At 61.3% G+C, this 23,613-nt stretch carries 18 protein-coding genes; 4 read left to right on the forward strand and 14 right to left on the reverse strand.

The genetic code is table 11. From position 1 onward, the window contains the following. Window position 1: 1 nt before the first annotated feature. From E8E78_RS20770 to ihfB, 5 genes are all read right to left on the reverse strand, one after another. Window positions 2-1,363: a phosphomannomutase gene (locus E8E78_RS20770; protein WP_280315025.1), complete on the reverse strand. Its 1,362-nt coding sequence runs from the start codon at window positions 1,361-1,363 to the stop codon at window positions 2-4. Between the two features lie 130 nt (window positions 1,364-1,493). Beyond that, window positions 1,494-2,936 carry a mannose-1-phosphate guanylyltransferase/mannose-6-phosphate isomerase gene (locus E8E78_RS20775; RefSeq protein ID WP_197897897.1) on the reverse strand — a complete coding sequence of 481 codons (1,443 nt, stop codon included), beginning with the start codon at window positions 2,934-2,936 and terminating at the stop codon, window positions 1,494-1,496. Between the two features lie 327 nt (window positions 2,937-3,263). After that, window positions 3,264-4,697 (reverse strand): MBL fold metallo-hydrolase, encoded by a 1,434-nt coding sequence (locus tag E8E78_RS20780; RefSeq protein WP_280314966.1) that lies wholly within the window; start codon window positions 4,695-4,697, stop codon window positions 3,264-3,266. A gap of 102 nt (window positions 4,698-4,799) precedes the next feature. Next, on the reverse strand, window positions 4,800-5,063 hold the full coding sequence (locus tag E8E78_RS20785) for a lipopolysaccharide assembly protein LapA domain-containing protein (RefSeq protein WP_059395294.1): 264 nt from the start codon (window positions 5,061-5,063) through the stop codon (window positions 4,800-4,802). Between the two features lie 19 nt (window positions 5,064-5,082). Then, window positions 5,083-5,379 (reverse strand): integration host factor subunit beta, encoded by a 297-nt coding sequence (ihfB, locus tag E8E78_RS20790; RefSeq protein ID WP_003252675.1) that lies wholly within the window; start codon window positions 5,377-5,379, stop codon window positions 5,083-5,085. Between the two features lie 392 nt (window positions 5,380-5,771). Here ihfB and E8E78_RS20795 point away from each other — a divergent pair, with 392 nt between their 5' ends. Beyond that, a complete protein-coding gene (locus E8E78_RS20795; RefSeq protein WP_280314968.1) occupies window positions 5,772-6,227 on the forward strand; it encodes a transposase in 456 nt (151 codons plus the stop codon). 58 nt (window positions 6,228-6,285) lie between these two features. Here the strand turns inward: E8E78_RS20795 and rpsA are convergent, their stop codons facing one another. From rpsA to mtnA, 7 genes are all read right to left on the reverse strand, one after another. After that, window positions 6,286-7,962, reverse strand: coding sequence for a 30S ribosomal protein S1 (rpsA, locus tag E8E78_RS20800; protein WP_003252673.1), 1,677 nt, complete (start codon window positions 7,960-7,962; stop codon window positions 6,286-6,288). Window positions 7,963-8,086: 124 nt separating this feature from the next. Beyond that, window positions 8,087-8,773 (reverse strand): (d)CMP kinase, encoded by a 687-nt coding sequence (cmk, locus tag E8E78_RS20805; protein ID WP_016501010.1) that lies wholly within the window; start codon window positions 8,771-8,773, stop codon window positions 8,087-8,089. Further along, window positions 8,770-11,022, reverse strand: a complete 2,253-nt coding sequence (locus E8E78_RS20810; RefSeq protein ID WP_016501011.1) for a bifunctional prephenate dehydrogenase/3-phosphoshikimate 1-carboxyvinyltransferase — start codon at window positions 11,020-11,022, stop codon at window positions 8,770-8,772. Before E8E78_RS20810 ends, cmk begins: the two co-directional genes overlap by 4 nt. A gap of 151 nt (window positions 11,023-11,173) precedes the next feature. After that, entirely contained in the window at window positions 11,174-12,268 is a 1,095-nt protein-coding gene (pheA, locus tag E8E78_RS20815; RefSeq protein ID WP_016501012.1) for a prephenate dehydratase, read from the reverse strand. Continuing rightward, window positions 12,268-13,353, reverse strand: coding sequence for a 3-phosphoserine/phosphohydroxythreonine transaminase (gene serC / locus E8E78_RS20820; RefSeq protein ID WP_041168115.1), 1,086 nt, complete (start codon window positions 13,351-13,353; stop codon window positions 12,268-12,270). Before serC ends, pheA begins: the two co-directional genes overlap by 1 nt. A gap of 247 nt (window positions 13,354-13,600) precedes the next feature. After that, a complete protein-coding gene (gene gyrA, locus E8E78_RS20825) occupies window positions 13,601-16,366 on the reverse strand; it encodes a DNA gyrase subunit A (protein ID WP_059395298.1) in 2,766 nt (921 codons plus the stop codon). A 362-nt stretch (window positions 16,367-16,728) separates the two neighbouring features. Continuing rightward, window positions 16,729-17,805: an S-methyl-5-thioribose-1-phosphate isomerase gene (gene mtnA, locus E8E78_RS20830; RefSeq protein ID WP_016501015.1), complete on the reverse strand. Its 1,077-nt coding sequence runs from the start codon at window positions 17,803-17,805 to the stop codon at window positions 16,729-16,731. Window positions 17,806-17,915: 110 nt separating this feature from the next. On the opposite strand from mtnA, the gene ubiG reads away from it, so the two are divergent. The 3 genes from ubiG to E8E78_RS20845 are packed head-to-tail and all read left to right on the forward strand — an operon-like array spanning window position 17,916 to window position 20,050. Next, window positions 17,916-18,614 (forward strand): bifunctional 2-polyprenyl-6-hydroxyphenol methylase/3-demethylubiquinol 3-O-methyltransferase UbiG, encoded by a 699-nt coding sequence (gene ubiG / locus E8E78_RS20835; protein WP_016501016.1) that lies wholly within the window; start codon window positions 17,916-17,918, stop codon window positions 18,612-18,614. A gap of 2 nt (window positions 18,615-18,616) precedes the next feature. After that, window positions 18,617-19,288, forward strand: a complete 672-nt coding sequence (mupP, locus tag E8E78_RS20840) for an N-acetylmuramic acid 6-phosphate phosphatase MupP (RefSeq protein WP_084966318.1) — start codon at window positions 18,617-18,619, stop codon at window positions 19,286-19,288. Window positions 19,289-19,309: 21 nt separating this feature from the next. Then, complete coding sequence (locus E8E78_RS20845) at window positions 19,310-20,050, forward strand: YciK family oxidoreductase (protein WP_059395299.1); 741 nt, start codon at window positions 19,310-19,312, stop codon at window positions 20,048-20,050. 137 nt (window positions 20,051-20,187) lie between these two features. Here the strand turns inward: E8E78_RS20845 and E8E78_RS20850 are convergent, their stop codons facing one another. Continuing rightward, window positions 20,188-20,973 (reverse strand): iron-containing redox enzyme family protein, encoded by a 786-nt coding sequence (locus E8E78_RS20850; RefSeq protein ID WP_059395300.1) that lies wholly within the window; start codon window positions 20,971-20,973, stop codon window positions 20,188-20,190. A gap of 30 nt (window positions 20,974-21,003) precedes the next feature. After that, window positions 21,004-23,460 (reverse strand): EAL domain-containing protein, encoded by a 2,457-nt coding sequence (locus tag E8E78_RS20855; protein ID WP_059395301.1) that lies wholly within the window; start codon window positions 23,458-23,460, stop codon window positions 21,004-21,006. Window positions 23,461-23,613: the final 153 nt, after the last annotated feature.

Below are 23,613 nucleotides of genomic sequence, written 5' to 3' on the forward strand. Positions count from 1 at the left end.
ATTAACCTCTGATTAAGCCGGCGATTTGTGCAACCTGGCGCTCAACCAAAGCCTGATCGCCTCGGCTCTCGACATTGAGGCGGAGCAATGGCTCGGTGTTGGACCCACGCAGGCTGAAACGCCAGTCAGCGAACTCTACGCTGATACCGTCGGTGCGGTCGACGCTGGGGTTTTGCGGCAAGTAGTGAGCAAGAATCTTCTCGATAGTGCCTTTAACATCCTCCACTTCGTAGTTGATTTCGCCACTGCACGGGAACGCTGCAATACGTTCGTCCACCAGTTGCCCGAGGCTTTTGCCCGTTACGCTCATCAACTGAGCGACCAGGAGCCAAGGGATGTTACCGCTGTCGCAGTAGGCAAAGTCACGGAAGTAATGGTGGGCGCTCATTTCGCCGCCATATACCGCATCTTCGGCGCGCATACGTTCTTTGATGAAGGCATGGCCGGTCTTGCTCTGGATTGCCACTCCCCCAGCTTCTTCGACCTGTTTGATGGTGTTCCAGGTCAGGCGCGGGTCGTGAATGATTTTGCTGCCTGGGTGCTTGGCCAGCAGCATTTCAGCCAACAGGCCAACAACATAGTAACCCTCGATGAAACGCCCCTGATTGTCGAAGAAGAAGCAGCGATCGAAATCACCATCGAAGGCAATACCCATGTCTGCACCGGTATTCAAGACAGCTTGGCGTGTAAGGTCACGGTTTTCCGGTAGCAACGGGTTGGGGATGCCATTAGGGAAGTTGCCGTCTGGTTCCCCATTGATAACAGTGAGCTTCAGTGGCAGGCGCGCCTTCAACAGCTCCAGCACCGGGCCAACAGCACCATTACCCGGATCTGCCAGCACCTTCAATGGCTTGAGGGTAGCCAAGTCCACATAGGTCAGCAGGTGGTCGATGTAAGCGCTTTTGTCGAACGCCAGGCGAACACTGCCTGCGGCCGGGGCTGCAGTCCCCAAGTCACCGGATTCCACCCGCTGGCGAATATCCTTGAGGCCCGTGTCACCACTGATAGGTCGCGACTGCTCGCGCACCAGTTTCATGCCGTTATAGCCTTTGGGATTATGGCTGGCGGTTACCATGATGCCACCGTCGGCCTGATAGTGGCTGGTAGCGAAGTACACTTCCTCGGTGCCACAAAGGCCAATATTGATAACGTCGGCGCCGCCTTCAGTAAGGCCCTTCATCAATGCTTGGGAAAGAGTCGGGCTTTCCAAGCGCATGTCACGACCTACCACGTAGCTTCGCCCACCCAGCTCAGCCACCAAGGCACGACCAATACGATAGGCAATATCCTCATTGAGATCAGCCGGCACTTGGCCGCGAATGTCATAGGCTTTGAAGCAGCGGGTCTGAATGGGTGGGTACATACATCTCACTTGTATACGGCGGCGCTTGAGCGAACACCATTCGAAAAAGGGGAAAGTCGGCGACAGGCGTGCCGAGCGAAATCGACCCCGCGCCTGGATCAGGCCCACGGGGTCGACTTGAGAGGCTGGATCAGGCGTCGCAACGACCGTAGTTATCCTCGAAGCGAACGATATCGTCTTCGCCCAGGTAGTCGCCGCTTTGAACTTCGATCAGCACCAGGTCGATTACACCCGGGTTCTGCAAACGGTGCTTGTGACCAGCCCGAATGAACGTGGATTCGTTCGTGTTGAGCATCAGCTCCTGATCATCATTGACCACCACTGCCATACCGCTCACCACAATCCAGTGCTCACTGCGGTGGTGATGCATCTGCAGGGACAGCGACGCCTTGGGCTTGACCACAATGCGTTTGATCTTGAAGCGCTCGCCATCTTCCAAGGTGGTGTAAGTACCCCAAGGGCGGTGCACTGTTTGATGCAGTAAATGGGCGGTGTGACCATCGTTCTTCAAGCGCTTGACGATATGTTTCACGTCCTGAGCGTGGTCTTTATGAGCAATCAGCAGTGCATCCGGCGTGTCTACCACCAACAAGTCCTGAACACCTACCAGCGCAGCCAGGCGGTCTTCGGTGCTGACATAGTTGTTGCTCGCCCCATAAGCCATGACTTCGCCTTCGAAGCGGTTGCCATGCTCATCCGGCGGGGTCAGTTCGCTGACAGCATTCCACGAGCCAATATCGCTCCACCCGATATCGCACGGAATGGTCGCCACTTTACTCGAGCGTTCCATCAAGGCGTAGTCGATGGAGATGTCCGGCACGCTGGCGAAGCACTCTGCATCCAGAGCCAGGCAGCTATAGCCTTTGGAGGTAGAGCGGCGTGAGGCTTCCAGGGTGCGCTCGACAGCTTCAAGCACATCAGGGGCGTAAGCCTTGAACTGTTCGATCACAGTGCCAACCTGGAAGCAGAACATGCCGGCGTTCCAGAAATAGTTGCCAGCAGCGACATAGGCCTCAGCGGTTTTGGCGTCGGGTTTTTCGACGAAACGCTCGACTCTGAGCCCACCCTCGAGCACGCCGCCAGCCGCAGCCTCGATGTAGCCAAAGCCGGTTTCAGGGTATTGGGGTTTAATGCCGAATGTGACCAGCCAACCCTCGCCTGCCAGCTGAACGGCCTTGCTGACTGCTTCGGAAAAAGCCGCTTCGTTCTGGATCAGATGATCGGCCGCCAGCACGAGCATGTGCGCTTGAGGACCGTGGGACTGCAGAAGCTGCAATGCCGCAGCGGCCACGGCTGCGGCGGTATTGCGGCCGAAGGGTTCGAGAATGTAACCCTGGCTGAGGTTATGCTTGTTGATGGTGCGATATTCATCCTCGGTCTTGAACAGCAATTCGCGGTTGGTGACCGTGAGAATTTCAACCACACCGTTCAGCTCGGCGGCTCGCAGGAAAGTCTTCTGGATGAGGTTCTGACCGTCTGGCAGGGTCATGAACGGCTTGGGGTGAGCCTCACGTGATACTGGCCACAGACGGCTACCAACGCCACCGGATAGAATTACCGGGATCAATTCCATATTCGAGTCCTTAACGGCCACTTGAAGTTTCAAACCTCAGGAAACCTACATGTATCTTAATATCTGACAGCCGCTGCGGTCGGGTGCAGCAGCAATAAATATACGCGCCCAGCGAGACAATTCCTGGCCATCCAGGCTCCAGACCCGAGCTGAGGCTCGTAGAATACCAGAGTTTTTTTCATGTAGCTTGTCCCCCGAGGAGCGCCAGGGGGCGCATCTTCAGTCGGCTGTTCAACCGCCGTTTTAGCAACCGCACCAACGGGCTGCGAAACTCAAATGGCAGGTTTGAGACAACTACACGCGTGAACGTTCAATGGCCAACCCGCTTTATTCAGGAATAATTACCTCAAAGCATGGGTTATGCGTTTTGTGGCTGGCCCTGAGAACTTGCTGCAAAACCAGCTTCGCACGCTGCTCGCCGTGCACCAGCACAACCCGACCCGGCACGCGCGACATTGCATTGACAAAACCGACCAACCCCGCCTGATCGGCATGCCCCGAAAACCCACCCACCGTGACTACCTTCGCCCGGATTTCGTACATCTGCCCATCCAGATCAATCTGCACAAACCCTTCTGCCCCTTCACTGGCCTGTATCACCGCCCCCGGCGTACCCTTGGCCTGATAGCCGACGAACATCACCTCATGCCGCGCATCCCCGAGCATGGCCTTGAGGTAATTGACGATGCGCCCACCCGAGCACATGCCATTGCCAGCTATCACGATCGCCGGTCGCCCGGTGCTTTTGAGGTAATTGACCACCTGCTGATGCCGGGCATGGGTATCCACGCTGATCAACTGGCTGAAATCCAGCGGGTCCCGCCCTTCGGCAAGCCGCGCCCTTGCTTCGGCATTCCAGTAGTCGTGCAGCTCCCGGTATACGCTGGTGATGCGCTGAGCCAGGGGCGAGTCGAGGATGATAGGCAATTGCGACCAGTCGAGCGGGTCGCCATCAGGCCCGGGGCCAGCGCCGCCCAACAACGCCTTGCGATGAAGGATGTCTTCGAGCTCGTACAACAGCTCCTGGGTGCGCCCCAAGCTAAAAGCCGGGATGAGGATGGTGCCTTTGTCAGCCAGGGCGCGATCGATGGCGGCTTCCAGCCGCTGCCTACGGTCGCCGGCATGGGCATGCAGGCGGTCGCCATAGGTACTTTCCAGCACGAGCACATCAGCTCGCTCCGGCGGCTGCACCGGGCGCAGCAATGGGTTGCCACACGCACCCAGGTCGCCGGAAAACACATAGCGGCTATTGGCCTGCCCATGCTGCATGTCGCACTCGACGTAAGCCGAACCCAGCAGATGCCCGGCGCGCTGCAGGCGAATACGACAAACCAGGCCAGGGCGCTCAAGCACCGCGTGCCACTGCTCGAAAGGCAGCGGCACGATCAGGTCACGGATGAAATCGATGTACCGCGCCACCTGCGCAGGCTCGCTGCTGATGCTCAGCTTGTAGGCATCTTCCAGTACAAGGGGCAGCAGCCGCGCAGAGGGCTCACTGCAAAGGATGGGGCCGCGATAGCCGGCAGCCAGCAGTGCAGGAATGCGACCAACGTGGTCGAGATGAACATGGGTAATAACCAGGGCCTGGATGCCCTGGATATCGAAGCCGAGCGCAGCGCTTTGCGCACCCGGCGCAGCTTCGCCCCCCTGCTCAAGCCCGCAATCGATCAGCACACTGGCGGACGGACCAAGGTGCAACTGATGACAAGACCCGGTGACGCCGCGGGTAGCACCGTGATGGGAAAGGCTGGGATATTCCATGCTGCGCACACTCGCCGGGGCCGATAATGAAGTGGGCTATTACTCCATGAAGGCCGATGCGTGCATAGGTGATACTTTCCTCAGCAGGCGTAGGAAGTTTCCTTAGTTGCTGCTGAGTGCCGCCTGACGGGCAGACTCTCTGATCTTGCGCTTGCTGCGTTGCACGCCGTAGGCACCCAGCAACGGCCCTACTGCCAGGCCAATAACCAGGGCGGCCAATACCAGCACAGCAACCGGCATTTCCGGCGCAGCCCAACCGAACAGGACCAACGACACGGCTTGCTGGTTCTCCAGCACGAAGAACAGCACCACAGCCGCCAACAGCAGCACGAACACCGCCGCCAGGGCGCGCTTGAGGTTACGCATCAGAATGCTCCTTGATTGATCAGGCTTCAGCCTCGTCTTCTTCGTTGACCCGGTCTCGCAGCTCTTTGCCAGGTTTGAAGTGCGGCACAAACTTGCCCTCGAGGCTGACCGACTGGCCGGTCTTCGGGTTACGGCCCACGCGCGGGGCGCGATAATGCAGCGAGAAGCTGCCAAAACCGCGGATCTCGATGCGATCGCCAGTGGCGAGGCATTGTGACATCTGCTCAAGCATGGTCTTGATGGCCAGCTCCACATCCTTGGACGAGAGCAGCCCCTGATGGGTGACAATACGTTCGATCAGCTCCGACTTCGTCATATTTTTCCCTTCGTTATCAAGCAGCTAGATCATTGCTTAACCAGTTTGTAGCACGCTGGGAGGGATTTGAACAGGGTGGATCTTGACTTAATAAAAAAATTCAAGATTGAAGTTTTACAAGAATGGTCTAGCCGCCACTTGCAGATTGAGGCTCACTCAACACATGTAGGAGCGGCCTTGCGCCGCGAAAGGGCCGCACCGCGGCCCCGGCGATGCCTGCGGCACAGGTGTCCTCGCGGGGCTGCTTCGCAGCCCTTTCGCGGCACAAGGCCGCTCCTACAGGACAGCGCACGCCGGTACAAATATCGATTCGTCAGATTTGGAAATAGTCCTACACCGCCCTGAACAACCGTTTCGTCTACGGTTGAACGCTCGATCAGAAGGAAATCGACATGGACCGTCAAGGCAATCACCGATTACGTCGAGGGCGCTATTCAGAACCAGGCAGGCTTTACCTGCTGACAACTGTCACTCGCAAGCGCATACCACATTTCGCCCAACTATTTCTGGCCCGAGCAGCTATTCAGCAGCTTCGACTAAGCGAGCAGGAAGGACAATGTCGAACACTAGCTTGGGTCTTGATGCCCGATCACCTTCATTGGCTTGTTGAACTGGGACCAACACGCCTGGACCAGCTGATGCGCACCTTCAAGTCACGGAGTAGTAACGCTCTTTATCGAGCCGGAGCTGAACGACATCGCATCTGGCAACCCGGATTTCACGACCGGGCACTACGGAAGGAAAACGATGTAAAAACCATAGCTGGCTACATCATCGCCAATCCCATCCGCGCAGGCCTGGCGGTACGTGCACGCGATTACTCTCACTGGGATTGCATCTGGATATGATGCGAGCATAAAAAAAGGGCGACCCGAGGGTCGCCCTTTTTTACCGATCAAACAGAACTCAGTTCTGCTTGGCCATTGCTTCGCGCAGCAGCGCAGCCATGGTGGTGTCGGCAGCCGCTTCCGGAGCGTTTTTCAGGCTCTGGATGGCTTCACGCTCTTCAGCGTCGTCTTTCGATTTGATCGACAGGCTGATAACGCGGGACTTGCGGTCAACGCTGATGATCTTGGCTTCGATCTCTTCGCCTTCCTTCAGAACGTTACGCGCGTCTTCAACGCGGTCACGGCTGATTTCGGAAGCTTTCAGAGTGGCTTCGATGTCGTCGGCCAGGGTGACGATGGCGCCTTTGGCGTCAACTTCTTTCACGATGCCCTTGACGATAGCGCCCTTGTCATTGACAGCAACGAAGTTGGAGAACGGATCGTCTTCCAGCTGCTTGATGCCCAGGGAGATGCGCTCGCGCTCTGGGTCGACCGACAGGATGACGGTTTCCAGCTCGTCGCCCTTCTTGAAACGACGTACGGCTTCTTCGCCGGTTTCGTTCCAGGAGATGTCGGACAGGTGAACCAGGCCGTCGATGCCGCCGTCCAGACCGATGAAGATACCGAAGTCGGTGATCGACTTGATGGTACCGGTGATCTTGTCACCCTTGTTGAACTGGCCGGAGAAGTCTTCCCATGGGTTGGACTTGCACTGCTTGATGCCCAGGGAGATACGACGACGCTCTTCGTCGATGTCCAGAACCATGACTTCCACTTCGTCGCCAACCTGAACGACTTTCGACGGGTGGATGTTCTTGTTGGTCCAGTCCATTTCGGAAACGTGTACCAGACCTTCAACGCCTTCTTCCAGCTCAGCGAAGCAGCCGTAGTCGGTCAGGTTGGTAACGCGAGCTTGTACGCGAGTACCTTCTGGGTAACGGGCAGTGATAGCTACCCACGGATCTTCGCCCATCTGCTTCAGACCCAGCGAAACGCGGTTGCGCTCGCGGTCGAACTTCAGAACGCGTACGTCGACTTCGTCGCCAACGTTAACGATTTCCGAAGGGTGCTTGATGCGCTTCCAGGCCATGTCGGTGATGTGCAGCAGGCCGTCGATACCGCCCAGGTCCACGAATGCGCCGTAGTCGGTGAGGTTCTTGACGATACCTTTGACTTGTTGGCCTTCCTGCAGGGTTTCCAGCAGGGCTTCGCGCTCGGCGCTGTTCTCGGCTTCCAGCACGCTGCGACGCGAAACAACAACGTTGTTGCGCTTCTGGTCCAGCTTGATGACCTTGAATTCCAGCTCTTTGCCTTCGAGGTGGGTGGTGTCGCGCACAGGGCGGACATCAACCAGGGAGCCCGGCAGGAACGCACGGATGCCGTTAACGTCGACAGTGAAGCCGCCTTTAACCTTACCGTTGATAACGCCCTTGACCACTTCTTCGGCGGCGAAAGCTGCTTCCAGAACAATCCAGCACTCGGCGCGCTTGGCTTTTTCACGGGACAGTTTGGTTTCGCCAAAGCCGTCTTCGACCGCGTCCAGCGCAACGTGAACTTCGTCACCGACCTTGATGGTCAGCTCGCCAGCTTCGTTGTAGAACTGCTCGAGCGGGATGACGCCCTCGGACTTCAGGCCAGCGTGTACGGTAACCCAGTCGCCGTCGATGTCGACAACGATACCGGTGATGATGGCACCCGGCTGAAGATTGAGGGTTTTCAGGCTTTCTTCAAAGAGTTCTGCAAAGCTTTCGCTCATTTTAATTCCTGTAGATTCGGGCGAAACAAACGCCCATAACCACATTCCAGACAATGTGGGTTCGTTTTAAGTAAAGGAAAGCCGGCAGGACGTTGACTGGTGCCCCTGCCTGCTTTCCTGGCGATCAGGCGAGGTCGCGCAGGGCGATCTCGCTTCTGATACGTTGCAACACCTGCTCGATGGACAACTCGGTAGAGTCCAACTGAATGGCATCGGCCGCTGGCTTCAGCGGGGCCACTGCACGTTGGGTGTCGCGCTCATCACGCGCACGAATCTCATCCAGCAGACTCGACAGACTAACATCTTCACCCTTGCCCTTCAACTGCAGGTAACGGCGACGTGCGCGCTCTTCTGCGCTGGCGGTCAGAAACACCTTCAACGGCGCGTCAGGGAATACCACGGTACCCATGTCGCGGCCGTCGGCGATCAACCCCGGCACATCGCGAAATTCGCGCTGACGCACCAGCAGAGCATCACGCACCGCCGGCAACGAGGCCACCATCGACGCGCCGGCGCCGACGGTTTCGGTGCGGATGACATTGCTGACATCCTCACCCTCAAGGATGATCTGTTGCAGCTTACCGGGCTGGGCAGCGATGAACTGCACATCCAGATGGGCGGCAAGCCGGGTCAGCAGCTCTTCGTTGGTGAGGTCGACGCCATGATTGCTGGCGTTGAACGCCAGCAAGCGGTACAGCGCGCCGGAGTCCAGCAGCTTCCAGCCCAGCTCGCGGGCCAGCAGGCCGGCGACCGTGCCCTTGCCCGAGCCGCTCGGCCCGTCGATGGTGATGACCGGTGCCAGCGAATTCACGACTTGCCCTCTTCCGCCACGCGGATACCCACTTCGGCGCACAGCGCCAGGAAGTTGGGGAACGAGGTGGCGACGTTGGCACAGTCGTGGATGCGAATTGGCGCGCTGGCGCGCAGCGAGGCGACGCTGAAGGCCATGGCGATACGGTGGTCACCGTGGCCATGCACTTCGCCACCGCCCAGCTGGCCGCCGTCGATGATGATGCCGTCCGGGGTTGGTTCGCACTTGATGCCCAGGGTGATCAGGCCATCGGCCATCACCTGGATACGGTCGGACTCTTTCACCCGCAGCTCTTCGGCGCCACGCAGCACGGTCCGCCCTTCGGCGCAGGCGGCAGCCACGAACAGTACCGGGAATTCGTCGATGGCCAGCGGCACGAGCTCTTCAGGGATGTCGATACCTTTCAGCCTGGCACCGCGCACGCGCAGGTCGGCCACTGGCTCGCCGCCAACTTCACGCTGGTTTTCCAGGGTGATGTCGCCACCCATCAAGCGCAGGATGTCGATTACACCGGTGCGGGTCGGGTTGATGCCAACGTGTTCCAGCACCAGCTCGGAACCTTCGGCAATGGAGGCCGCCACCAGGAAGAAGGCTGCCGAGGAAATGTCGGCCGGCACTTCAATGCGGGTAGCGGTCAGCTTGCCGCCGGACTGCAGCGAGGCCACCGGGCCGTTCGACTCGACCGCATAGCCAAAGCCGCGCAGCATGCGTTCGGTGTGGTCACGGGTAGGCGCAGGCTCGGTAACGGTGGTCTTGCCTTCAGCGTACAGGCCGGCCAGCAGCAGGCAGGATTTGACCTGGGCGCTGGCCATCGGCAGCGTGTAGGTCAGCCCTTTGAGCTTGTGGCCACCGCGAATGGTCAGCGGCGGACGGCCTTCCGGGCCGGTTTCGACCACGGCACCCATTTCACGCAGCGGGTTGGCCACACGGTTCATCGGGCGCTTGGACAGCGAAGCGTCGCCGGTCATGGTCACGTCGAACGACTGGCCGGCCAGCAGGCCCGACAGCAGGCGCATCGAGGTACCCGAGTTGCCCACGTACAGCGGCCCGGGCGGCGGCTTGAGGCCGTGCAGGCCAACACCATGAATGGTCACGCGACCATGATTGGGGCCTTCGATGACCACACCCATGTCGCGGAATGCCTGCAGGGTCGCCAGTGCGTCCTCACCTTCGAGGAAGCCTTCGACTTCGGTGGTGCCTTCGGCCAGCGAGCCGAGCATGATCGAGCGGTGGGAAATCGACTTGTCGCCCGGTACGCGGATCCGCCCGTTCAGGCGGCCACCCGGTTGGGCCAGGAAAATCAGATCGTTGGCGTTCATAGCGTCCACATAGGCCCGGCGGGCCAGGATTTTACTGAAATGCTCGCGGGCAACACGCGCACGGGTGAATACACCCAGCAACTGGTGCCCGTCCCCTTCTGCAATCGCGTCGCGCAAGGCGTCGAGATCGCTGCGATATGTATCGAGTGTGCGCAGGACAGCGTCGCGGTTGGCGAGGAAGATGTCGTGCCACATGGTCGGGTCGCTGCCGGCGATTCTTGTGAAATCGCGGAAGCCTCCCGCAGCGTACCGGAAGATCTCGAGGTTTTCATTGCGCTTGGCCAGCGAATCGACCAAGCCAAAGGCCAGCAGGTGCGGCAAGTGGCTGGTGGCTGCCAGCACCTCGTCATGACGCTCGACCGACATGTGCTCCACATCGGCACCCAGCGCACGCCAAAGGCGGTCGACCAGGGCCAGCGCGGCCGGGTCGGTTTCGGCCAGCGGCGTGAGGATCACCTTGTGCCGACGGAACAGGGTGGCGTTGGAGGCCTCTACCCCGCTCTGCTCGGAACCCGCGATCGGGTGGCCGGGGACGAAGCGCGGCAGGCGCTGACCGCTCTCGTTGACAAAAACAGAGCGCGCCTCACGGACGACGTTGCCCTTGGCACTGCCGACATCGGTAATGATCGCATCGCCCAGATCGAGCCGGGCCAGCAGGGCCAGGACTTTTTCCATGGCCAGGATCGGCACGGCCAACTGGATGACATCGGCACCGACACAGGCTGCGGCAAGGTCTTCTTCGCAGCGGTCGACCACGCCCAGGGCCACGGCTTGCTTGCGCGAAGGGGCGTCCAGGTCGACACCGACCACTTCGCGGCACAGGCCGCTTTCACGCAGGCCCTTGGCGAACGAGCCACCGATCAGGCCGAGGCCGACCACGACCAGGCGGTTGATGATCGGCTCAGGTTTGGTTTTTGCTGCTTTTACCACTGGTGCGAACCCTGTTCTGAAATCGGGACAGCCTGCTGGACCCTACGGGGCCGCTTCGCGACCCTTCGCGGCACAAGGCCGCTCCTACAAGGACCCTGTAGGAGCGGCCTTGTGCCGCGAAGGGCTGCTTTGCAGCCCCAAGGGCCTTGAATCAAAGCACCGCCTTCGGATAAGAGCCCAGCACCTTCAGCGCCACAGCCTCCTGGCTGATCTGCTCGAGCACCGCCTTGATCAGCGGGTCGCGGTGGTGGCCAACGAAGTCGATGAAGAACACGTAGGTCCACTTGCCACTGCGCGACGGGCGGGTCTCGATGCGGGTCAGGTCGATGCCGTTCTGGTGGAACGGCACCAGCAACTCGTGCAAGGCACCTGGCTTGTTGCTCATCGAGACAATGATCGAGGTCTTGTCGTCGCCGGTCGGCGGCACTTCCTGGCTGCCGATCATCAGGAAGCGCGTGGAGTTGTCCGGGCGGTCTTCGATCTTTTCTGCCAGGCGGGTCAAACCATACAGGTTGGCCGCCATGTCGCCGGCAATCGCCGCCGAGTTCCACTCGCCCTTGACTCGCTTGGCCGCCTCGGCATTGCTCGAAACCGCCACGCGCTCCACGTTCGGGTAGTGCGCGTCCAGCCACTTGCGGCACTGGGCCAGCGACTGGGCGTGGGAGTAGATGCGCGTGATGCTGTCGGTCTTGGTGCTCTCACCTACCAGCAGGTGATGGTGGATTCGCAGCTCGACTTCGCCGCAAATGACCATGTCGTGCTCAAGGAAGCTATCCAGGGTGTGACTGACAGCGCCTTCGGTGGAGTTTTCCACCGGCACCACGCCAAAGTTGACGGCACCGGCCGCCACTTCGCGGAACACTTCATCGATTGCCGCCATCGGCCGGCTGATCACCGCGTGGCCGAAGTGCTTCATGGCGGCAGCCTGGGTAAAGGTACCCTCAGGGCCGAGGTAGGCGATTTTCAGCGGCTCTTCAAGGGCCAGGCACGACGACATGATTTCGCGGAACAACCGCGCCATTTCTTCGTTGCCCAGCGGGCCCTTGTTGCGTTCCATGACGCGCTTGAGCACAGCAGCTTCGCGCTCAGGGCGGTAGAACACCGGCTTCTCGCCTTCTTTCAGCGAGGCGGTCTTGACCCGGGCGACTTCTTCAGCGCAACGGGCACGGTCGCTGATCAGCTCGAGAATCTTCTCGTCGAGGCTGTCGATGCGTACACGCAGCGCCTTGAGTTCCTGTTCGGACATCAGCCGTGCTCCTTCTCGAATTCGGCCATGTAGCCCACCAAGGCTTCTACAGCCTCAAGGCCCAGGGCGTTGTAGATGGAAGCGCGCATGCCGCCCACCGAACGGTGGCCCTTGAGGTTGAGCAGGCCGCGGGCATCGGCGCCGGCGAGGAAGGCCTTGTCCAGGCGCTCGTCAGCCAGGCGGAACGGCACGTTCATCCACGAACGGGCGTTGACGCTGATCGGGTTGGTGTAGAAATCGCTCTTGTCGATGAAGCCGTACAGGCGCTCTTTCTTGGCGCGGTTGCGCTGCTCCATGGCGTCGACGCCACCCTGCTCTTTCAGCCACTCGAAGACCAGGCCCGACAGGTACCAGGAGTAAGTGGCCGGGGTGTTGTACATCGAGCCGTTGTCAGCCGAAACCTTGTAGTCGAGCATGGTCGGGCAGCTGCTGCGGGCATGGCCCAGCAGATCTTCGCGCACGATGACCACCACCAGGCCGCTTGGGCCGATGTTTTTCTGCGCGCCGGCGTAGATCAGGCCGAACTGCGACACGTCGATGGGGCGCGAGAGAATGTCGGAGGACATGTCGACCACCAGCGGCACATCGCCAGTCTGCGGCACCCAGTCAAACTGCAGGCCACCGATGGTCTCGTTGGACGCATAGTGCACGTAGGCAGCGTTCTTGGTCAGGTTCCAGTCGTTCTGGCCCGGGATATTCAGGTAGTCGTAGGGCTTGGCACTGGCGGCGACGTTGATGTTGCCGAAGCGGCGCGCTTCCTCGATGGCCTTTTTCGACCAGATACCGGTTTCGATGTAGTCGGCAGTGCCGCTTTCCGGCAGCAGGTTCAGCGGAATCTCGGCGAACTGCTGGCTGGCGCCGCCCTGCAGGAACAGCACCTTGTAGTTGGAGGGGACGGACAGCAGGTCACGCAGGTCCTGCTCGGCCTTTTCGGCGATGGCCACGTAGTCGTCGCTGCGATGGCTCATTTCCATCACCGACAAGCCCTTGCCGCGCCAGTCCAGCATCTCGGCCTGGGCGCGCTGCAAGACAGCATCAGGAAGCGCGGCAGGGCCTGCGCAGAAGTTAAAGGCTCGTTTGCTCACATCCACTCTCGCTCTGCCAAATAGAACAAATTCGTTATTACATGCTGCTCGCTGCTCTTTGTAGGAGCAGCCTTGTGCTGCGAATGGGGCGCAAAGCGGCCCCGGCTATTCATGTGCCATCACTGAAACCCAGGGGCCGCTTCGCGCCCCATTCGCAGCACAAGGCTGCTCCTACAGGGCCAGGTGTTGCCTGCTGTAATCAGTCAAACGGGGCGACCTTGGTCGCCCCGTTCGGGTTTACGCTTGCTTACTCCTGCGGGGCCTCTTCGGCACCCGCAGCGTCTTCATTGTCTGGCGCTTCAGCCTCGACGCCCTCCTCGTCCGTCTCGATCACATCATCGAGTTCGTCCTCGGACGGCTCCTGGATACGCTCCAGGCCCACCAGCGTTTCGTCAGCCGCCAGCTTGATCAGCGTAACACCCTGGGTGTTACGGCTCAGGCTGGACACCTCGCCAACCCGGGTACGCACCAGCGTGCCCTGGTCGGAAATCAGCATGATCTCCTCGCCTTCCTGCACCTGGATAGCACCGACCAGCAGACCGTTGCGCCCCTTGGTCCCCATGGCGATCACGCCCTGGCCACCACGGCCGCGACGCGGGAACTTGGACAACGGGGTGCGCTTGCCGAAGCCACGCTCGGAGGCAGTGAGGATCTGCGCGCCGGACTCCGGGATCAGCATCGAAATGATCTGCTGGCCTTTGCCCAGTTTCATGCCGCGCACACCGCGGGCCGTACGGCCCATTTCACGCACGACGCTTTCGGCAAAGCGGATGACCTTGCCGGCGTCGGAGAACATCATGACTTCTTTGGCGCCGTCGGTGATGGCCGCCGCAATCAGGGTGTCGCCTTCTTTCAGCTTCAAGGCGATCAGGCCGTTGGAGCGCGGACGGGCGAATTGCACCAGCGGGGTCTTCTTGACGGTACCGGAGGCGGTGGCCATGAAGATGTATGCGCCAGTCGGCTCTGCCACCCATTCTGCGGTGTCGCCGTCTTCTTCGTCGACTTCCTCGGCCTCTACCAGCTCACCCTCGAGCACGGTGTCATCAGCGTCTTCCAGTTCTTCGTCGAGGTCGGCGTTCTGCTGCAGCGCTTCGAGGTCGATCTGCAGCATGGCGGTGATGCGCTCCCCCTCCTCCAGCGGCAGCAGGTTGACCAGCGGGCGACCACGGGCAGCGCGGGACGCTTCGGGGATTTCGTAGGTCTTCTTCCAGTACACCTTGCCCTTGCTGGAGAACAGCAACAGGGTGGCATGGCTGTTGGCAACCAACAGGTGCTCGATGTAGTCCTCGTCCTTCACGCCGGTTGCCGACTTCCCTTTGCCGCCACGGCGCTGGGCCTGGTAAGCGGACAACGGCTGGGTCTTGGCATAACCACCGTGGGAGATGGTAACCACGCGCTCTTCTTCCGGGATCATGTCGCCGTAGTTGAGGTCGTGGCTGGCATTCAGGATTTCGGTACGGCGCACATCGCCGTACTCGGCACGGATGGCTTCCAGCTCTTCGCGGATCACTTCCATCAGGCGCTCGGCGCTGCTGAGGATGCGGATCAGCTCGCCGATCTGCTCGAGGATTTCCTGGTACTCGGCCAGCAGCTTCTCGTGCTCCAGGCCGGTCAGGCGGTGCAGGCGCAGGTCGAGAATGGCCTGGGCCTGCTCCGGCGACAAGAAGTACTTGCCCTCATGCAGGCCGTACTGCTCAGGCAGGTCTTCAGGGCGGCAGGAATCGGCGCCGGCGCGCTCGACCATGACCTGCACGGCACTGGATTCCCACGGCGTGGAAACCAGGGCTTCCTTGGCCTCGGACGGGGTCGGCGAAGCCTTGATCAGGGCGATGACCGGGTCGATGTTGGACAGCGCAACCGCCTGGCCTTCAAGGATGTGGCCACGCTCACGGGCCTTGCGCAACTCGAATACGGTGCGGCGGGTCACCACTTCACGGCGGTGACGGACGAACGCTTCGAGCAGGTCCTTGAGGTTGAGCAAGCGCGGACGACCGTCGATCAGGGCGACCACGTTGATGCCAAACACGCTCTGCAGCTGGGTTTGCTGGTAGAGGTTGTTAAGCACCACCTCCGGCACCTCGCCGCGACGCAGCTCGATGACGATGCGCATGCCGTCCTTGTCGGACTCGTCGCGCAGCTCGGTGATGCCTTCGATCTTCTTCTCTTTGACCAGCTCGGCGATCTTTTCGATCAAGCGCGCTTTGTTCAGCTGGTACGGCAGCTCGGTGACGACGATCTGCTGACGGCCGCCCACCTTGTCGATGTCTTCGATTTCGGAGCGGGCGCGCATGTAGATGCGGCCACGACCGGTACGATAGGCCTCGATGATGCCTTGGCGACCGTTGATGATGCCGGCAGTCGGGAAGTCTGGCCCAGGGATGAACTGCATCAGTTCATCGATGGTGACTTCTGGATTGTCGATCAGCGCCAGGCAGCCGTCGATGACTTCACCGAGGTTGTGTGGCGGAATGTTGGTCGCCATGCCCACGGCGATACCGCTGGAACCGTTGACCAGCAGGTTGGGAATACGGGTCGGCATGACTGCCGGGATCTGCTCGGTGCCGTCGTAGTTGGGCACCCAGTCGACGGTTTCCTTGTGCAGGTCGGCCAGCAGCTCGTGCGCCAGCTTGGTCATGCGCACTTCGGTGTATCGCATGGCTGCGGCGTTGTCGCCGTCCACCGAACCGAAGTTGCCCTGGCCGTCGACCAGCAGGTAGCGCAGCGAGAACGGCTGGGCCATACGCACGATGGTGTCGTAGACCGCAGTGTCGCCGTGCGGGTGGTACTTACCGATCACGTCACCGACCACACGGGCGGATTTCTTGTACGGCTTGTTCCAGTCGTTGCCCAGTTCGCTCATCGCATAGAGAACGCGACGATGCACGGGCTTCAAGCCGTCACGCGCATCGGGCAGCGCTCGCCCGACAATCACGCTCATCGCGTAGTCGAGGTAAGACTGTCTCAGTTCGTCTTCGATATTGACCGGGAGGATTTCTTTGGCCAGTTCGCCCATGAGAAGCCTGATTCCTTTTTCTGGTGAAACTTCGCAGCTCCATCAAGGGCCGAACGAAGCTCGCCGCCGCAGCGTACAAGCGTGCGACGACTTACGACAAATCAATGAGTTGTGCCATGGATCTGCGCAATGAAGGCCGCCGTGATGGGCGGTCTTGGAAACTGCCGGATGTTATCACAAAGGCGGGGGCGGTGGGGAGATCTGAACGGCAGTACACGGTCATTGTGGGAGCGGCCTTGTGTCGCGAAAGGGCTGCGCAGCAGCCCCGGCAATTTTTGCTTCTTCGCCGACATCCCGGGGCCGCTTTGCGGCCCTATCGCGACGCAAGGCCGCTCCCACAAAGTACGCGCTCGACCGAGGTATCAGTGCAGGCGCTTGCGGCAAATCAACTGGGCCAGTTTGGCGGTATCCGGGCGCTCGACAACACCCCGCTCGGTCACGATAACGTCAATCAGGTCGGCCGGGGTCACGTCGAACACCGGGTTGAATACCTGCACATCCCGTACCGCCGGGGCACCGCCAAAGTCCAGCCACTCGTCGGCGTCACGCTCTTCCAGCGGGATATCCTCGCCGGTGGCCAGGTTCAGGTCGATGCTGGTACTCGGCGCCACCACCATGAAGCGCACACCATGGTGCATGGCGCTTACCGCCAACTGGTAGGTGCCGATCTTGCTGGCCACGTCGCCATTGGCAGCGATGCAGTCCGCGCCCACCACCACCCAGGTGATGCCCTTGGTCTTCATCAGATGCGCCAGCGCCGAATCGGCGCACAGGGTCACCGGAATTCCCTCGTTGGCCAGCTCCCAGGCCGTCAGGCGCGAGCCTTGCAGCCAAGGGCGAGTTTCGCCGGCATACACCCGCTCCACCATGCCCTCCAGGTAGCCGGCGCGGATAACCCCCAGCGCAGTGCCGAAACCGCCACTGGCCAGGGCACCGGCATTGCCGTAGGTAAGCAGCGTCTGGGCATTGCCCTGATGACGGCGGATCAGCTCGATGCCTTGCTGGGCCATGGTCAGGTTGGCTTCACGGTCGCTTTCGTGGACGGCCACTGCTTCTGCCTCCAGCGCTGCCAGCACGTCTTCATCCGGGCGCAGACGCAGCAGGCGCTCACGCATGCGGTTCAGCGCCCAGAACAGGTTGGCCGCCGTGGGGCGTGCTTCGGCAAGGGTGAGAAAGTCCTCTTCAAGGTCCATTTCCCAGTCGCCACCCTCTGCCAGCCGCTCTTCCAGGGCCAGTACCAGGCCGTAGGCGGCAGCAATGCCGATGGCCGAGGCGCCGCGCACTGCCATGTCGCGGATTGCCGCCGCCACCTGCGCGACATTGTCGCAGGCCAGCCAGCGTTCTTCCGACGGCAGCAGGCGCTGGTCGAGCAGGTGCAAGATGCCGCCCTGCCAGCGGATCCCGGTCACCTTCTCAGCCGCCAAAAGTCGCTCGCGCATCGCCTCTCCCCGTGGTTCGCATGTCAAAAGCCGGCGATTATAGCGAGCCTGGGGGCCGAGCGCTCGGGTATACTCCGGCGCAATTTTGCGAAGTTTCAGAGGACTGTTCAATGAGCAACGTCGACCGCGCCGAAATCGCCAAGTTCGAAGCGCTGGCCCACCGCTGGTGGGACCGCGAAAGCGAGTTCAAGCCGCTGCACGAAATCAACCCGCTGCGCGTCAACTGGATCGACGAGCGGGCCAACCTGGCCGGCAAGAAAGTGCTGGACGTAGGCTGCGGCGGCGGCATCCTCAGCGAAGCCATGGCCCTGCGCGGCGCCACGGTCACCGGTATCGACATGGGCGAGGCCCCCCTGGCCGTGGCCCAGCTGCACCAGCTGGAGTCGGGCGTACAGGTGGAATACCGGCAGATCACCGCCGAAGCCCTGGCCGAAGAAATGCCTGAACAGTTCGACGTGGTCACCTGCCTGGAAATGCTCGAGCACGTGCCCGACCCATCCTCGGTGATTCGCGCCTGCTACCGCATGGTCAAGCCTGGCGGCCAGGTGTTCTTCTCCACCATCAACCGCAACCCCAAGGCCTACCTGCTGGCCATCGTCGGCGCCGAGTACATCCTGAAGATGCTGCCGCGCGGCACCCATGACTTCAAGAAGTTCATCCGCCCGTCCGAACTGGGCGCCTGGAGCCGCGATGCCGGCCTGCAGGTGAAGGACATCATCGGCCTCACCTACAACCCGCTGACCAAGCACTACAAGCTCAACAGCGACGTCGACGTCAACTACATGATCCAGACCCTGCGCGAGGAATGAGCATGCGTTTGCGAGCAGTACTCTTCGACATGGACGGCACCTTGCTCGACACGGCGCCGGACTTTATCGCCATCTGCCAGGCCATGCTCGCCGAGCGCGGCCTGCCGGCCATTGACGACAACCTGATCCGTGGCGTGATCTCTGGTGGCGCCCGCGCCATGGTTGCCACCACGTTTGCCATGGACCCGGAAGCCGAAGGCTTCGAGGCCCTGCGCCTGGAGTTTCTGGAGCGTTACCAGCGCGACTGCGCGGTACACAGCAAGCTGTTCGACGGCATGGCCGAGCTGCTGGCCGACATCGAGAAAGGCAACCTGCTGTGGGGCGTGGTCACCAACAAGCCGGTGCGCTTCGCCGAGCCGATCATGCAGCGGCTGGGCCTGGCCGAGCGCTCGGCACTGCTGATCTGCCCGGACCACGTGAAAAACAGCAAGCCTGACCCCGAGCCACTGACCCTGGCCTGCACGACGCTGGGCCTGGACCCTGCCACTGTGCTGTTCGTCGGCGACGATCTGCGCGACATCGAGTCTGGCCGCGACGCCGGCACCCGCACGGCAGCGGTGCGCTACGGCTATATTCATCCAGAGGACAACCCCAACAACTGGGGTGCCGACGCGGTGGTGGACCACCCGCTGGAACTGCGCAAAGTGATCGACAGCGCGCTGTGTGGCTGCTGAACTAGAGACAGGGAATACACAATGTTCGACTACACCGCCCGTCCCGACCTGCTGCAAGGCCGGGTCATCCTGGTTACCGGCGCAGGCCGCGGCATCGGTGCTGCGGCCGCCAAGGCTTACGCGGCAGTGGGCGCCACCGTGCTACTGCTGGGCAAGACCGAAGCCAACCTGAACGAGGTCTACGACGAGATCGAAGCCGCCGGGCACCCCCAACCGGTGGTCATCCCGTTCAACCTGGAAACCGCCCTGCCCCACCAGTACGACGAGCTGGCCGTGATGATCGAAGACCAGTTCGGCCGCCTGGACGGCCTGCTGAACAACGCCTCGATCATTGGCCCGCGCACGCCCCTGGAGCAGTTGTCGGGCGACAACTTCATGCGCGTGATGCACATCAACGTCGATGCCACCTTCATGCTCACCAGCACCCTGCTGCCACTGCTGAAACTGTCGGAGGACGCCTCGGTGGTGTTCACCAGCAGCAGCGTCGGGCGCAAAGGCCGGGCTTACTGGGGCGCTTATGGCGTGTCGAAGTTCGCCACCGAGGGCCTGATGCAGACCCTGGCCGACGAACTGGAAGGCGTGGCACCCGTGCGCTCCAACAGCATCAACCCGGGCGCCACGCGCACGGCGATGCGGGCCCAGGCCTACCCCAGCGAAAACCCGCAGAACAACCCGCTGCCTGAAGAGATCATGCCGGTGTACCTGTACCTGATGGGGCCCGACAGCAAGGCAGTGAACGGGCAGGCGCTCAACGCCCAGTAAGGCTTGAGATTGCCAGGGCTGCTTTGCAGCCCGTTCGCGGCACAAGGCCGCTCCTACAGGGGAATGTACAACCCGCCGGGAACGCTATCCCTGTAGGAGCGGCCTTGTGCCGCGAATGGGCCGGTACAGGCGGGTGATCAGCCCGCCGCCAACGCCGGGCGCAAACGGCCTTGCTGGCGCCCTTCCAGCTGCATGCACCGCTCCAGGAACAGGTACATGCAGTCATAACTCTTGCAAATAGCCCTGCGCAACTCGGTACGCAGCCCAAGGGTCGGGTTCTCGCCGGCCAGGGTACAGATGATTTCCAGCGCCTCCCACGGGTGCGCATCGTCATACTGGGCATGCATCTTCAGCCATTTCATCGCCCGCTTGCGCTGGTCCTCCGGGAAGCCCTGGGCGTAGGTATCGGTCGAGCACACCACCGCTGACCATTCCCCGGTCGCACCTTCGATGGCGTAGTTGGTCGCCGCCATGGAAATGGCCAGGTTCTCGGTGGCACACACGCGCCAGCACCAGTCGTTCAGGCCGTTCAACTCGGGGGGCACTTCCTGGGCCTGCAGCTCATGCAGGTGCACACCATGGGCCTGGCACCAGTTCACCCAGTAGTCGGCATGGTTGAGCTCAACCCGGATATTGCGCATCAGCCAGCGCCGCGCCATGTCTTCGCCCTGATGGCGGCCATAGCGGGTCTTGGTCAGGTTGTGTGCCATGTACAGCGAGAACTGCTCCACCACCGGCCAGCCGCCGATCAGGTACTGACGAATGGTAGACTGCTTGAGCTGGCCGTCGCGCAGGCGCGCGTAGAACTCATGCTCCACCACCCGGCGCTTGCTCTCGCGGCAGTCTTCAATCAGTTGCTGGGCCCATTGGGGATAGCTGGCGGGGTCCATCAAAGGCCCGATACGAACGAATGCATCAATCACTTTCAGCTCCTTGATCCTTGTGATTTCTCGCTAGCGAAACGTGCCAGGTGCCCGCTGCAACAGAGGCCGGGCGGCGATCCGTTGGCGCTGCAGACTGTCACAGGTGAACACCTGGGGGCGTTCGATCAGGTAACCCTGGGCGTAATCCACGCCGATTTCCTGCAGGGCCTGCTCGATCAAGGGTGTTTCGACGAACTCGGCTATGGTGCGTTTGCCCATGACATGGCCGATGTGGTTGATGACCTCTACCATGGCCCGGTTGACCGGGTCATCGAGCATGTCCTTGACGAAACTGCCGTCGATCTTCAGGTAATCCACGGGTAAATGCTTGAGGTAGGCGAACGACGACATGCCGGCGCAGAAATCATCGAGCGAGAAGCGACAGCCCAGCCCCTTCAGCTCGTTGATGAAGCGAATGGCACTGCCCAGGTTGGCAATCGCGCTGGTTTCGGTAATTTCGAAACAGATCATCCGCGGCGGAATGGCGTACTCGACAAACAACCGCTGCAGGTAATCGAGGAACTTGTCATCGCCGATGCTCGACCCCGACAGGTTGATCGCGCAGATCGACAGGGGCCCTTCGCGGCCTTCGTCCAGGCATTGGCGCACAACCTGGAACACATTGCGCACCACCCAGCGGTCCAGCGCAGTCATCAGGCCGTAGCGCTCGGCCGCGGGGATGAAGCTGCTGGGCAGGATGGTGCGGCCACTTTCGTCGTGCAGGCGCAGCAGGATTTCGATGTGGCCTGGGCCTTCGAAGGTCTTCAGCGGGGCAATTTCCTGTGCGTACAGGCAGAAGCGGTTTTCTTCCAGCGCCACATGCAAGCGCTGGATCCAGGCCATTTCGCCAAAACGCATGGACAGCTCGCTGTCGTCGGCGTGGTACACCTGCACGCGGTTGCGCCCCTTCTCCTTGGCCATGTAGCAGGCCATGTCGGCAGCACGCAGCGAGGTTTCCAGGGTGCCCGGGGTTTGGGCGATGTGCACCAGGCCGATACTGACCGTGGTGACGAACGGCCGCCCCTTCCACACGAAGTGCAGGCTCTGCACCATCTGGCGCAATTGCTCGGCGATGCGCTCGGCCTGGTCTGGCGGGCAGCTTTCCAGCAGCACGCCAAACTCGTCGCCACCCAGCCGGGCCAGCGTGTCACCTTCGCGCAGGCCAGATTGCAGCACGGCGCAGATGTGCCGCAGCAATTCGTCACCCGCGGCATGGCCGCAGGTGTCGTTCACCAGCTTGAACTGGTCGAGGTCCAGGAACATCAACGAATGCCGCCCGGCCTGGCGCGCAAGGCCATTCAGCGCCTGCTCCAGGCGGTATTCGAACTCACGGCGGTTGGCCAGGCCGGTCAGGGCGTCATGGGTGGCCTGCCAGGACAGGTTGGCGATGTACTGACGCTCCTGGGTCATGTCATGTAGCACAAGCACGATGCCACTGAGCTGGCCGTCACTGACGATCGGCGAGCCCACCAGGTTGATCGACACGGTGCTGCCGTCAAGCCGCTGGATCAGCCGGGCATGCTCGGCACCGCCCTTGAGGCTGCCGCTAAGCACCTGCTCGACCAGGCTGCGGCCATCTTCCTCGGCCTGCTCGTCCACCAGGCTGAACAGCGCCGACAGCGGCAGGCCCTGGGCCTGGCCAGACTGCCAGTGGGTGAGCTGCTCGGCGGCCGGGTTCATGTAGCCGATGCAGCCATCCACGTCGGCAGTAATGACCGCATCGCCAATGGCCTGCAAGGTGGTCTGTGCCCGTTCTTTCTCTGCCTGCAGGGCGGTGGCGAAGGCCTGACGCTGGGCCAGCAGCTTGCTGGAGCGGCGCCAGGCAATGGTAATGAGGAACATCGCTGTCAGCAGGTTGGTGATCAGCAGCACCCGCAGCAACATGCGCGAGCCTTCGCCCAACGCATCGCTGAACGCTTTGGCAGCGGGCGTGACCCCTTCGTTGATGGTGACGATGCGCGCCTTCCAGGCATTGACGGCCTGGGCGTCGACCGGCCCACTGGCAAAGCTCTGGCGCATCTCGCCGGCGAGCACATCCAGCTTGGCCAGGTAGTCGTCGCCGATATCCCAGTAGTCGATGGCTGTCTGCATGTAGCTGATGTTGCGGAAGTTACGGTAGAACCAGATGATCCGCTCGACATCGTCGGGGTGGTTACCGCCTTGCAGAACGGCCTGGCGAGCCGCCGCCAGGTCGGGGCTGGGCTGGTCGAGCACCTCGCGCAGCTGGTGGTCGCCCTGGGGCACGGTAATGGCCTGGCGATAGCGCTGATAGGTACTCTCGTCGCGGGTGTCGGCGTACAGGTTCAGGTAATAGATGGCGTCTTTCTGCGCCTTCGACCACAGGCTTTCGCCCGCGACATAGGCGCGCACGGCCGAGAGCGTATAAAGGCTGAGGCTGCCCAGCGCCACCTGAAAGACCACAACGGCGATGAAGGGCCAGGTGATGCCGATCAACTTCGGCGCTTCGAGTGTGCGATGTCCCTTCATGGAGTCCCTGTCACAGAGCAGATAAGGCGCAAATCGACCCAGACAAGCACAGCGTAGGCCATCTGCCATCAACGTGACGGGGTTTTTTTAGGGGCTGGCTTGAGGCAGGTGGCGCCTGTTGGATCGAGCGCCAACACACGATCAAGCCTGAAC

Source organism: Pseudomonas sp. BN505, from assembly GCF_029873175.1.
Classification (GTDB): domain Bacteria; phylum Pseudomonadota; class Gammaproteobacteria; order Pseudomonadales; family Pseudomonadaceae; genus Aquipseudomonas; species Aquipseudomonas putida.